Source organism: Moorena sp. SIO4E2 (assembly GCF_010671945.1).
GTDB lineage: Bacteria > Cyanobacteriota > Cyanobacteriia > Cyanobacteriales > Coleofasciculaceae > Moorena > Moorena producens.
Genome location: NZ_JAAHIE010000180.1, coordinates 1 through 12,723, shown reverse-complemented (window position 1 = coordinate 12,723; position 12,723 = coordinate 1). Strand labels below are relative to the sequence as shown.

Annotated in this window: 14 protein-coding genes; 10 read left to right on the top strand and 4 right to left on the bottom strand. The window is 43.5% G+C overall.

Translation table 11 applies throughout. The annotated features are described in order from the left end of the window. Window positions 1–135 precede the first annotated feature (135 nt). The 9 genes from F6K37_RS18775 (at window position 136) to F6K37_RS18735 (ending at window position 8,329) form a co-directional block, all read left to right on the top strand. Entirely contained in the window at window positions 136–1,017 is an 882-nt protein-coding gene (locus F6K37_RS18775) for a carbohydrate ABC transporter permease (protein WP_008187674.1), read from the top strand. Window positions 1,018–1,141: 124 nt separating this feature from the next. Then, window positions 1,142–2,011, top strand: coding sequence for a carbohydrate ABC transporter permease (locus tag F6K37_RS18770; protein WP_287251550.1), 870 nt, complete (start codon window positions 1,142–1,144; stop codon window positions 2,009–2,011). Window positions 2,012–2,038: 27 nt separating this feature from the next. Next, window positions 2,039–2,329, top strand: a complete 291-nt coding sequence (locus tag F6K37_RS18765; RefSeq protein ID WP_287251549.1) for a hypothetical protein — start codon at window positions 2,039–2,041, stop codon at window positions 2,327–2,329. Next, on the top strand, window positions 2,307–2,720 hold the full coding sequence (locus F6K37_RS18760) for a four helix bundle protein (RefSeq protein ID WP_287251548.1): 414 nt from the start codon (window positions 2,307–2,309) through the stop codon (window positions 2,718–2,720). Before F6K37_RS18765 ends, F6K37_RS18760 begins: the two co-directional genes overlap by 23 nt. A 142-nt stretch (window positions 2,721–2,862) precedes the next feature. After that, window positions 2,863–3,033 carry a hypothetical protein gene (locus F6K37_RS18755; protein ID WP_287251547.1) on the top strand — a complete coding sequence of 57 codons (171 nt, stop codon included), beginning with the start codon at window positions 2,863–2,865 and terminating at the stop codon, window positions 3,031–3,033. A 43-nt stretch (window positions 3,034–3,076) separates the two neighbouring features. Beyond that, entirely contained in the window at window positions 3,077–4,159 is a 1,083-nt protein-coding gene (locus F6K37_RS18750; RefSeq protein ID WP_008187679.1) for an ABC transporter ATP-binding protein, read from the top strand. Window positions 4,160–4,550: 391 nt separating this feature from the next. Further along, window positions 4,551–5,759 carry a hypothetical protein gene (locus tag F6K37_RS18745; RefSeq protein WP_044494152.1) on the top strand — a complete coding sequence of 403 codons (1,209 nt, stop codon included), beginning with the start codon at window positions 4,551–4,553 and terminating at the stop codon, window positions 5,757–5,759. Between the two features lie 121 nt (window positions 5,760–5,880). Next, complete coding sequence (locus tag F6K37_RS18740) at window positions 5,881–7,347, top strand: Dyp-type peroxidase (protein ID WP_287251546.1); 1,467 nt, start codon at window positions 5,881–5,883, stop codon at window positions 7,345–7,347. A gap of 202 nt (window positions 7,348–7,549) precedes the next feature. Then, window positions 7,550–8,329, top strand: coding sequence for a hypothetical protein (locus tag F6K37_RS18735; RefSeq protein WP_287251544.1), 780 nt, complete (start codon window positions 7,550–7,552; stop codon window positions 8,327–8,329). Here F6K37_RS18735 and F6K37_RS18730 read toward each other — a convergent pair. Continuing rightward, on the bottom strand, window positions 8,274–8,417 hold the full coding sequence (locus F6K37_RS18730; protein WP_154659875.1) for a hypothetical protein: 144 nt from the start codon (window positions 8,415–8,417) through the stop codon (window positions 8,274–8,276). The genes F6K37_RS18735 and F6K37_RS18730 overlap by 56 nt on opposite strands. A gap of 15 nt (window positions 8,418–8,432) precedes the next feature. Between F6K37_RS18730 and F6K37_RS18725 the strand changes: the two genes are divergently transcribed. Further along, entirely contained in the window at window positions 8,433–8,609 is a 177-nt protein-coding gene (locus F6K37_RS18725; protein WP_154659876.1) for a hypothetical protein, read from the top strand. Here F6K37_RS18725 and F6K37_RS18720 read toward each other — a convergent pair. The 3 genes from F6K37_RS18720 to F6K37_RS18710 all read right to left on the bottom strand — a co-directional run bounded on the left by F6K37_RS18720 (window position 8,589) and on the right by F6K37_RS18710 (window position 12,320). Next, the gene (locus tag F6K37_RS18720; RefSeq protein WP_008187683.1) at window positions 8,589–9,650 is read right to left on the bottom strand and encodes a catalase family protein; all 1,062 of its coding nucleotides are present in this window, start codon (window positions 9,648–9,650) and stop codon (window positions 8,589–8,591) included. The genes F6K37_RS18725 and F6K37_RS18720 overlap by 21 nt on opposite strands. Window positions 9,651–10,204: 554 nt before the next feature. Next, the gene (locus F6K37_RS18715) at window positions 10,205–11,308 is read right to left on the bottom strand and encodes an FG-GAP repeat domain-containing protein (RefSeq protein WP_287251543.1); all 1,104 of its coding nucleotides are present in this window, start codon (window positions 11,306–11,308) and stop codon (window positions 10,205–10,207) included. 637 nt (window positions 11,309–11,945) lie between these two features. Continuing rightward, complete coding sequence (locus F6K37_RS18710) at window positions 11,946–12,320, bottom strand: metallophosphoesterase family protein (RefSeq protein ID WP_287251542.1); 375 nt, start codon at window positions 12,318–12,320, stop codon at window positions 11,946–11,948. Window positions 12,321–12,723: the final 403 nt, after the last annotated feature.

Here is a 12,723-nt window from a genome sequence, read left to right as displayed (position 1 = left end):
AATTCTAAATTCTAAATTCTAAATTCTAAATTCTAAATTCTAAATTCTAAATTCTAAATTCTAAATTCTAAATTCTAAATTCTAAATTCTAAATTCTAAATTCTAAATTCTAAATTCTAAATTCTAAATTGTTGAATGAAAACTGATCCGATAGCAGCACAGGAGCAAAGGACAGGGTGGTTGTTGGTAACACCAGCATTGTTACTACTGCTGCTAGTCTATGGCTATCCTATTTTGCGTTCGTTCTGGTTAAGTTTGTTCACTAAGAACCTAGGGACACAGCTACAACCGGTCTTTTCTGGTCTCAATAATTATGGGCGAATGATGGGGGATGGTCGCTTCTGGCAGAGTCTCTGGAATACTGTGATTTTTACCTCAGTATCTGTTGCTCTGGAACTGGTGTTAGGAATTGCGATCGCATTAATTTTAAATCAAACCTTTAAAGGAAGGGGTATTGTGCGCACCATCGCTATCCTGCCTTGGGCCTTGCCAACTGCTTTGATCGGTCTAGTATGGGCTTGGATGTTTAATGACCAGTTTGGGGTTTGGAATGATATCTTACTGCGTCTAGGTATTATTCAAGACGGAATCAACTGGCTAGGATACCCTACAACAGCGATGATGGCAGTGATTGCCGCAGACGTTTGGAAAACTACACCCTTCATCAGCATTTTGCTCCTAGCTGGCTTGCAGTCTATTCCCCAAGACCTATACGAAGCCCATGCCCTAGACGGTGCTACCCCCTGGCAAAGTTTCAAGCAAATTACTCTACCGCTATTGACGCCCCAAATCCTAATTTCCCTACTGTTCCGCTTTGCCCAAGCTTTCGGAGTCTTCGACCTGATCAAAGTGATGACTGGAGGTGGTCCGGGAGGAGCTACAGAAGTTGTATCTCTCTACATCTATACCACTGTCATGGATTATCTAGACTTTGGTTATGGTGCTGCCCTTGTGGTAGTAACCTTTTTGATACTGGTAACCACGGTGGTAATTATAGCCCTAGGCTCACGCAACTAATGACTATTCTGCCTCAGGAGTTACGCAAAGCCCCCTAAATCCCCCAATTCTGGGGGACTTTGACATCATTCCCCCCCAAATTTGGTGGTTAGGGGGGCAAAACCAACTCAACTTCGTAAGTCCTATGCCTAACTCATCATCCCCTCAACCGAAAACAAAACAAATTAACATTATCAAACTAATTATCCTGCCCCTAGGAATCATCTTATTGATAATTTTCTGCCTAGCACCACTCCTTTGGCAATTCCTCACTTCCATCAAAGTCAACCAAGATATCTCTTCCCTTCCCAATATTTATTTCCCTAAGCGGTATACACTTGACCACTATATAAACTTATTTACCCTGCGCCCCCTAGTCCACTATATTTTCAACAGCGCCTTTGTATCAATTACTTCCACACTATTGTGTTTAGGGATAGGAACTCCCGCTGCTTACGCCTTAGCACGGTTAACCCTAAGGGCAGAAAAAATCATCATTGCTGGGATTATCATTATCACATTATTTCCCTTTATTTTGATATTCCTAGGACTCCTGGAACTTATCAAAATTATTAAACTAGGGAATAATTATCTAAGCCTGATTATTTCCTATACAGCTATCAACCTTCCTCTCACCCTATTAGTGATGCGCAGCTTTTTTCAACAGCTACCGCCAGAGCTAGAAGATGCTGCTAAAGTCGATGGCTATAGCACCTGGCAAATGCTAATCCAAATTCTATTACCCCTAACCGTTCCAGCTTTAGTAACAACAGGAATACTTACCTTTATTTTTGCTTGGAATGAATTTATTTTAGCCCTCACTTTCATTAGCCAAGAATCTCTGAAAACCCTGCCCGTTGCTGCGGCTCAGTTAAGTGGTTCTCTGGGAAAAGAGATTCCCTACGGTTCCATTGCGGCTATGACAGTTATAGGAACATTTCCCCTAGTGGTATTAGTAATGTTTTTCCAAGGTAAAATTGTCCAAGGTTTAACATCGGGAGCAGTTAAGGGTTGACTCTTTGGGGGTTGAAGGTTTGGAGGGTTGAAGGTTGAAGGTTGGAGGTTGGAGGTTGGAGGGTTGAAGGTTGGAGGTTGGAGGTTGGAGGTTTGGAGGGTTGGAGGGGTGGAGGTTGGAGGGTTGGAGGGTTGGAGGGTTGGAGGGTTGGAGGGTTGGAGGGTTGGAGGGTTGGAGGGTTGGAGGGTTGGAGGTTGGAGGTTGGAGGTTGGAGGTTGTTCGGCCTTGGCGTTCTTTGTAGGGAAGGTTTTAAGATTGAATTTTTTAAGATTGAATCTTTTGAGTTTGGAAGAGTATGGGAACGATAAAACGATTTGAAGAAATTCAGGGATGGCAGACAGCACGGGAGTTGACAAGGTTGGTTTACGCACTTTCAAAGGAGGGAGCGTTTTCCCGTGATTTTGGTTTGTGCAACCAGATGCGTCGTGCAGCGGTTTCTATCATGTCAAATATTGCTGAGGGCTTTGAGAGTCGGACACAACGTCTTTTTATTGAGTTTTTAGGTCGAGCTAGAGGCTCTGCGGGTGAATTACGTTCTCAAGCCTATGTTGCTCTTGATGCTGGTTACATTCATCAATCTCAGTTTACACAACTATTTGATCTATGCCAGAAGTGCAGCCGACAAATTACAGGATTCATGGCATATCTAAAAACCTACCCTGAGCAAAACCGACTCCGCGAGGATGAAGGAGATTATCGTATTGATTGACAGTTTTGAAACTTGACCCCCCTAAGATCGTTTCTATTTGCATCTGAATTGTAAACATTGATGGGTAGATGGAGGGAGAGGGGAATTTTCCCGCGAATTTTGCCTAATTGCAAAAGCGATGTAGCGCGGTCTTGGGGAGGCAGTGCGGTCTTGGAAAGGTAATGCGATCGCGTTCGCACACAGCTCCAAAATCATCAGCGACTGTATCAAGACAGTGATATCCACGCTCAACTTTTCACCTAAAAACCTTCAACCAAATAACCTTCAACCAAATAACCTTCAACCAAATAACCTTCAACCTTCAACCAAATAACCTTCAACCAAATAACCTCCAAACCTCCAAACCTCCAGATAGTATGCCTAAACTAGAACTACATAATATTAATAAAATCTACAAGACTAACAAGGGTAACGTCATCCCAGTTAACGACATTAGCTTAGAAGTGGATGAAGGAGAATTTCTGACCCTACTTGGGCCATCGGGATGTGGTAAATCTACGATGCTGCGACTAATTGCTGGGTTAGAGCAACCCACCCATGGCAAAGTAGTTATCAATGGACGGGATGTTACTCATGTTAGACCAGGCGATCGCAATATCGCTATGGTTTTCCAAAGCTATGCTCTCTATCCTCATATGACCGTATATGACAATATGGCCGCTAGTCTGAAACTCCATAAAGTCCCTTCTGACCAAATTCGGAGCCTGGTGCAGGAAGTAGCTGGTAAACTGGGACTGGAAAATTTGATGGAGCGTAAGCCTAGTCAGCTATCTGGTGGTCAGCGCCAGCGGGTTGCTCTGGGCAGGGCATTGGTGCGACAACCGGCTGTGTTTTTGTTAGACGAACCTCTGAGTAACTTGGATGCTTTGCTGCGAGAGCAAGTTAGGGCGGATTTGAAGCAGCTATTTGTTGCTCAAAAGGCACCAGTGGTTTATGTTACTCATGACCAAACCGAAGCGATGACCCTCTCAACCAAGATTGCGGTGTTATCTGAGGGTAAGCTGCAACAGCTAGATACACCCCAGGGCATTTACAAGCAGCCAGCAAATCAGTTTGTGGCTAGTTTTGTCGGTTCTCCCCAAATGAACTTACTGACACTTCACTGTCAGGGGAATTATGCCATCTTGGGTGAGGTCAAAATTCCTTTGCCAAATTTGCCTAAAGTGCCGCCACAGATTGTCCTAGGTATCCGCCCAGAAGATGTGGCCTTAGCTCAACCAGAGGATAAATATAGGATTGAGGGTCGCATCTACCTCGTGGAAAATCTAGGCATGCATAATTTAATTAGTGTTCGGGTGAAGGGGTCAGACTCTCTCAGTATCCGAGGGTTATTACCTAATAATTTAACTTGGGAAACCGAAGAAGTGACCCTGGCTATATCACCCCAGTTGATTCACTGGTTTGATAGTGAAACATGCGTTCGCTTAGGGTCTCTTTAGAGCATCCAGTAGCGGCTCTTTGAGAGCATTGGATTTTCCACAAACTTTACCCACTATAGCAGAAACAATCAACTAAACATATTAAGAAATATGTAGAAAATGGAGCCCTAGCAAGGAGAGGGCAGGGACCAGAGCACAGTAATGTAAACAATAATGTAAACAATGTTTATATTTTGACAGTGAAAACTAATTTTGATAAAATAAATAGGGTATAATTAATGATGATTGTCATCAAGTTACAGTCACACCAACCCGTCAATGCTCTATAGTCTAAAGCTACATAGGGTTAAACGCGATCGCTAAACCGTAAACTAAACCGTAAACTAAACCGTAAACTAAACCATAAACTTAGTTTCGCCAAAACCCCATTATTAATTAAATGGAGGGCAAAATGTCCCCAAACCCCCTGACTGTTATTGTCAAGATAAAGCCTGGAGAAGAGGCAGAACTAAAATCAATTCTCGAAGCAATTGACTCGGATCCAGAAAATAATCCCTATGTTCGCTTTCCTGAGAGCCGTAACACCCACTTGGCGCGTTTTGCCATCCTCAATGATCCTGATAATGGACCGCGCTTGCTCTTTTCGAGCAATTATGATGGTGACTTAGATAGCTACCTAAATGAAATAATTCAGATATCACCAGGAATGGATAGCCTATGGGAAAAATGCCAAGGCTATACCGGCAAGCCACAATTCTCTGAATTTATTAACGAACACTCCTATCAGCCCGAAGCCTTCTACATCGCCTTCCGTAACGAAACAGTCGAAAGCCTCAAGAACTACATCGCAATTCGGAAACATATTGAAAATTTCTTAGATCTTAAGGATGTCGCTAACTACCTAGATTGTTCAGGAGTAAAGCCATTTTTAGATAAAGTTGCCCAGGTTTCTCAAACTAATACCTGGTGGGAAGTTGTGGGATTGAATGGATTAAAGATATTGAGAGGATTGGTAGCTCTGGTTCAAGGGATATTGAACCTAATTCGCGAAATCCTCTTGGTTATAATAAATTTTCTGGCTAGCATACTGGGCAAACCGGAAAATAGAAGTGAAATTGGACAATATACTAGTGTAAAAGCTGATCTCGCTCAAAGTCAGCTTCTGGCCAACGCAGAAGATCGTTTTGTCCAGAACTCAATGAATCACCTTGTAGACATTAAGCCTGAGCGAATCAAGCGTCTGAAGATAGTATTGTTTCTTGTTAATTGGGCTGGACAATATCTATTTCCCCCGGCATCCCTAGCTAATATCACTACAATTCATTTTGCCCGTTGGCTGATTATTGATGAAGGGAAACGTTTACTATTTTTAAGTAATTATGATGGCTCCTGGGATAATTATCTGAATGATTTTGTTGATCGAGCCAGCGACGGATTAAACTCCATTTGGAACAACACAATGACTTATCCAGAGGGAGGCGCTCAGGATATCGGGGCGTTCAAACAATATTTCCGAGATTACCAAACCCCATCCCTATTCTACTACAGTGCCTATCCTGAGCAAACTGTCCAAACTAGTTTGAGAGACCAACAAATTAGCAAAATGATCGGGACAAATTTTGATCGAGCTGCGATTGAGGAATGGTTAAAACTGCTCTAACGGTTTGTTGATAACGGTTTCTTGAAACAGCTACTGAATAGAATAATTAATCGTCAGCTGGATGCAGCGATAACTCAGAGATAACTCTGTAACTCTAAACCCAGAAACGAGGGAAGTGACCATGTCAGAATTAACGCCAGAAGCACGGGAAGATATTCAGGGAATTATATTGAGTGGTTATGGGCATCTGCGCTATGCCTTATATTTATTTGTTCAAATCAAGAACCCTAAACAAGCTCAGGCATGGTTAAACACTATTATCCCGGAAATCACCACAGGTAAATTGTGGCCAAAACGACCAGATGGAACCACGGAAAAACCTGAATCTACCTTGAACATTGCCTTTACCCACAAAGGATTGCAGGCTCTTAACCTACCACAGCACACTCTCGAAACCTTTTCCAGGGAATTAATAGAAGGGATAGCCACTTCAAAACGTTCTCGTATATTAGGAGATACGGCAGAAAGTGCTCCAGATAAATGGGATGTCGGTGGCTCAAATAATGAAGAGATTCATATGCTGTTGGTCCTTTATGGATTAGACCCCGAAAGCCTCGCCCAGCGGCGCAACCAATTGCTTCAAGATCAAGAAGATAATCTAGTGGTTGTGGCAGAAGAGCCTGGGTTTAGAGGTACTAGTAATAAGGAGCATTTTGGCTTTAACGACAGTATTTCCCAGCCGATCATTGAGGGGACTCGAAACAACCAAAACCCTAATCAAGATGTGGTTAGGACTGGGGAGTTTATCCTGGGCTATCCCAATCAATACGATTTCTTGCCTGCTACCCCATCTGTGCCAGTAGACCAGGATAGTGATAATATCTTGCCCAGTTTTCCAGGTACAGAGCTGTCAGAGTTCAAAGATTTCGGGCGTCATGGAACTTACCTGGTATACCGGAAGCTAGCTCAGGATGTAGCTGGCTTTTGGCAATTTATTGCCCAACAAGGACATGATGGCGAGGGTTGTCCCCATGCTCCAACCATGAGCTTGCTTGCAGCTAAGTTAGTAGGACGTTGGCCCAGTGGTACGCCCCTAGTGCTTGCCCCAGACCAGGATAACCCAGAGATTCAGGACAAGAATCAGTTCAAGTACTTACCAGAAGATAAGGAGGGTTATCGTTGCCCCATCGGTGCTCACATCCGTCGTAGCAACCCCAGAGATTCCTTTCTAGATGCCACCCCAGAGAATTCCTTCAAACTATCCAATCGGCATCGGATTATTCGACGGGGAGCCCTTTACGGAGAACCTCTATTCCCCATCGATGATATCGAAAACGGTCAGTTGCCTGTGGATATCGAGGATGATGGCAAGCCCCGAGGACTGCATTTCTTCAGTATTAATGCTAATATTAGGCGTCAATTTGAGTTTCTTCAGGAAACTTGGTGTAACAATCCTCGATTTAACCGTTTATATGGTAACAAAGACCCGATCATCGGAGATAATGACGGTTCTGGTCATATGACCATTCAGCGTTCACTGATTCGTAAACGAATTAATAACCTACCTCGATTTGTAACCGTCAAGGGGGGTGGATACTTTTTTATGCCAAGTATCACCGCCATGCAATTTATGGTTAATTTTGCCTGAGTTGTCAAATTCCAGACCTGTTAAAAACGCTATATAGTGCTTTCTAGCGTAATCAGGTACATAGGATTTTTTACCTATTGCCTATTGCTAGCATGCCTATTGCCTCTTTCCCCTTGCCTATTCTCTGTTCCCTGTTCCCTGTTCCCTGTTCCCTGTTCCCTAAAATCACAAAATTGAAAACCACTATAGTGCATCACAAGTTATGATTCCATTTGCTCTAACCTTTGCAGCAGTTTTTTCTCTGGGAGCTGGGTTGATCTCCCTGTTAACCGTAATGCCTCAGCTTGGTAAGCTAGGCAAGACTATCTCTGAGTCCTTTACCCAAGCCCCTGGGCTGGATTTGATCTTATCAGTGATAGTGTGGATTCCCTGGCTGATCAGTGGACTACTTGTAGGCTGGGTGGGGGTTTTGGCTGCCCTAGTCGGTCAAATATTAGCGCTACAGTTGTGGATTGTTGCTCATGAATTAGTCCATTCTGAGGCAGTACAAGGACCGAGAATTGTTAGCTACCTCAATCAGCGGTTTGGCTGGTGGCGAAACCACTTGGCATTATGGGTGACAGCTGTCAGTGTGCCAGTGTTTTTTTTGATTCGCCTTGCTCAAATAGTCTTGTATCCATTCCTGATCTGGTTACTCGGCTTCCCAACTTACAAGCACAGTGAATGGGTCAATGTCAGTCGCCAGAAGTTTGAAGGCTTAGTTGGTCATGATCTAATTTGGTGCCTTTACTGTGACTGGATGACTGGGGTGTATTCCCTTGGTGCTGAAATGTTGAGGAATGTGGAATCTTTCTGGTGTCCGATCCGCTTTTACAATGACAAAAAATGCGAGAACTGTCGGCTCGATTTCCCAGATATCGATGGCGGTTGGGTTGCCAAAGACAGCACCATGGCAGACGTTGTACAAACAATAGAAGACAATATGCCTAGCGATCGCCAATGGACATGGTTTGGTCACCCAGATCGAGGGAATAGGGAGTAGGGAGTAGGCAAAAGGCAAGAGGCAAAAGGCAAGAGGCAAAAGGCAAGAGGCAAGAGGCAAAAGGCAAGAGGCAAGAGGCAAAAGGCAAGAGGCAAGAGGCAAAATGGAGCTTCGGAGCAGCGATGTAGTGCGGTCTTGGGGGTTTCCAAGCCAGTTGCTCCCCACACTTGCCACACTTGCCACACTTGCCACACTTCCTAAACTTCTCTATCTTTCCCGACTCCCGACTCCCGACTCCCGACTCCCGACTCCCTGCTCCCTACTTCGGCAAGACATCTAGGGGAAAAATCGAGAAAAATTCTTCTGTTGTCGGTTCTTTATGGGGGACATTATTCAGTTGGTTTCGTAGCCGAGAAATTAACTCGTAAACCTGCTTGCGAGGACGGTTAATTCCCCCTAAAGGTCTATGCTCTGGTAGAGAATGCCATGGGGTGTAGGACAAATCTTCACAGAATTTGATTTGCTCAGGAGATTCAAAGGTCTGAGCAGGAATCTTGAGAGTAGCTATTTTTTGATAGGGTGATTTCCAATCGATGGTGGGGTCTTCAATTGGCATCTTATCGGCATCGGTCTGAAACTGAATTAAGAAATCAAAGCAAGCTTCTTTATTGTTAAGATGTTCCCGGATTGCGTCGCGGAGATAGTTTTCTGTTTTAGGAATCGACTTAGAACTAGTTGAGATATTATCAGGAGAAGGCTTCAGGGAAAATTTAATCGCTCCTGACCCATATTTGTATGGGGTTGTACTCCAATATTGAGATTCTAATGGACTGCGAATTTTAGACAACCGAATCCTTAGTCCGATCTGGATCTCACGCCAGCGCCATTTAAATGGATTAAGTCCAGTTATGAAAAACTTTAAGGGGTTCCGGCTTCCGGAACGTTCAATTTCTGCAAAAAACTCAATGTAGTCTTTGGCATTGCGAACTACGAAAAGCGGGTGGTCTATTAGCAAAAAATCTTGGGTTTCCTCATATTTTTCATCCTCCAAGACTTTGTCTCCTGGTACACCCATCAGTTTAACCGCCATACCATGGGCATCACCTCTGGTATCCTTCTGCTCACTGAAATTTGAGAAGCGAATACAAGCGGGGAAACGCTTACCTGGTTCTTTAAAAATACCAACTCTAATCTTGTCATCCTTAGGGAGGTTAGGGTCAATGATAAATTCTCCTCTAACACAACCATGAGCTTTGGGATGTTCTCCCCGTTTTACAGGAGGATGTTTGTCAATAAGTCGTTCACTGATTTGGGCAATTTCACGAGTAGCTTCGTCTTCTTCGGGCGGTACGTTTTCTTGACCAATTTCTAATTGAGTCATCGGTTTCGCCTCTTTTACTCCTTTGGCTTTTTAGTATTATAGCATTAGGGTAGGGAGTAGGGAGTAGTATTTAGTTTTATCGTTTGTTATTTAAGTATTAGTTATAAGGTCAGCTATCAGCTATCAGCTATCAGGCGAGAGAACTCCAGGGGGTCGGATTAGTAAAAGGAGCAGGAATTTTCAAGCAGCCGTAGCAGCATCCCGCAGCTTTTTTACTACCTCCCGTTGATTAGCTGACTGCTGACTGCTTTTCGCGTAGCGTGCGCGTAGCGCATTAGCTAAATGCTTACAGTAAATGTTGTTTGCCCACCGTAGATTTGTTTACTGTTCTATTGGGATTAATCCTAGGTGGGCAGTGTTTACTAACTTGATTGGTTTGCTGATCTGATTTGTCTCAACCACTGCCCACCCTACGTTAGCTTACTATTTTGATTAATCTTAGGTGGGCAGTGTCTAGTAACTTGATTGGCTGGCTGATTTGATCTGTCTGGTGCACTGCCCACCCTACGTGAACTACTATTGTTATTAATCCTCGGTGGGCAGTACCTACTAACTTAGCTTAACCAAGTAGTAGCAAAGAACTTATCTTGATTATTCCAAAGTTCAACGAGATCAGACTGACCATCACCATTGACATCGGTAACTAAGTAATCAGTATCCTCTCGAAAATCCCCTACTTGTGTATTACTGCCGAGGCTAAATCCACCGTTACCATCACTAATCCAAGTCGCAGCAAAGAAATTATTGTTATTATTCCAGACCTCGACTAGATCAGAGTCACCATCTCCATTGACATCGGTAACTAAGTACTGAGTATCGTCTCGAAAATCCCCGACTCTGGTATTACCGCCGAAGTTAAATCCACCGTTACCATCACTAATCCAAGTCGCAGCAAAGAAACTATTGTTACTATTCCAAACCTCGACTAGATCAGAATCACCATCGCCATTGACATCGGCGACTAAGTAATCAGTATCCTCTCGAAAATCCCCGACTCTGGTATTACCGGCGAAGTCAAATTCACCGTTACCATTACTAATCCAAGTCGCAGCAAAGAAACTATTGTTACTATTCCAAAGCTCGACTAGATCAGAATCACCATCGCCATTGACATCGGTAACTAAGTAATCAGTATCGTCTCGAAAATCCCCGACTCTGGTATTACCGCCGAAGTTAAATCCACCGTTACCATTACTAATCCAAGTCGCAGCAAAGAAACTATTGTTACTATTCCAAATCTCGACTAGATCAGAATCACCATCGCCATTGACATCGGTGACTAAGTAATCAGTATCGGCTCGAAAATCCCCGACTCTGGTATTACCGCCGAAGTTAAATTCACCGTTACCATTACTAATCCAAGTCGCAGCAAAGAAACTATTGTTACTATTCCAAAGCTCGACTAGATCAGAGTCACCATCCCCATTGACATCGGTAACTAAGTACTTAGTATCATCTCGAAAATCCCCGACTCTGGTATTACCGCCGAAGTTAAATCCACCGTTACCATTACTAATCCAAGTCGCAGCAAAGAAACTATCTGTATCATTCCAAAGCTCGACTAGATCAGACTGACCATCACCATTTACATCGGTAACTAAGTAATTAGTATCGACTCGAAAGTCCCCGACTGGAGTTGTTGAACCTAGAGAAAACATTTAACTTGCACTCCTGTCATATGATTGACACGATAAATACAGTACGGCAATCGTACTTTGATACTCCCCGCTCTTAAAAAACGGGGATTTTTGGCTCAAGGATTCGACTTGCTATGACAGGTTTACACGAAGCACAGTAGAGGTCAAATCTCCGCCAGTATTTAGATATTGAATCCTGTTTCCGTGTGGCACACCGTGTTTGATAGATGACCAACACATTTATATAATATCTAATTGAATCTAGATTTCATTTATAGTACCATTAACTTAATTTTTATGAATAAAAATTAAGTTAATTTAATTTACGGCGGTTTGTATAACTAAGAAGTACAGTAACAATAATGAGCGTAAGCATTCAGCCGTCAGCGGTCAGCCGTGAGCTAAAAGCTCACGCTACTTGAGGTGCTTTCCGTAACACAGATTAAACGAATACTTACCTGTTTTCTTGATGCAAAGCGCGAGTGGGGGAAACCACGGCAGACCGCGAGTGGCGCATGGGTCTGTGTGCGGAACCTGCGTCCGCACCGCTGTTTGCCCCGTGGGAACCCCCGCAGGTCGGCACTGCCTCCCCTGTTCCGAAGCTGCATCGCTTATTCAAAAGCTGTTCGGTGTAGCTTGCCCATAGCCCATAAGCACATCAAGTAGCGTGGGCTATGCCCAGTGGCCAAAGGCCTTTGGCTGATAGCTGTTCGCGTTCGCGAAGCGTCGGCTTTGCCGAAAGCGTGGCCAAAGGCCTTTGGCTGATAGCTGAATGCTTACTAGTTAACAGTTTGTCTACCTGTTGGAATTCTGATTCACTGCCGCCCTGGGTGATATCCCCAGTAAACATTACCAAATCCAAAGGGCCGACCTGTTCACAAAGGTACTCTAAATCATTGAAGAAAATTTCCTCAACATTTGGCCAGAGATTCTCTAAGCCATCCATACCCAAATGGAGGTCAGTCAGATGTAACCACCTAAAGATCACCTCCCTGTGATCTGAGGTTTGGTTTAATTCCGTTGAATAACTCACCGAATATATTTTATTTAACTAAATAGTATTTAATCTATGTAGATGCATCAAACCCAATCTGGACTTATTCTAACACAGGAAAATATAGGGAGCAGGGAGTAGAGAGTAGGGAACAGGGAGCAGGGAGCAGGGAGTAGGAAGCAGGGAGTAGGGAAAAAAAATATCACAATTTATTACTTTACCGATTTAATATTACCAGCGCTATCGATAAAATTACTCCCAAAAAAATGGTACTCTCTGAAATATATCTATGCGATTGACCTATGGTAACGCTACGGGAACGCTAACTAATATTTACGATTTTCCCTGTTCCCTGTTCCCTGTTGCCTGTTGCCTTTAAAAAAACGCGATCGCATTCCTTAATCCGTACATTTTCTTTCAATTACCCTTCTCAAAAAAAAAT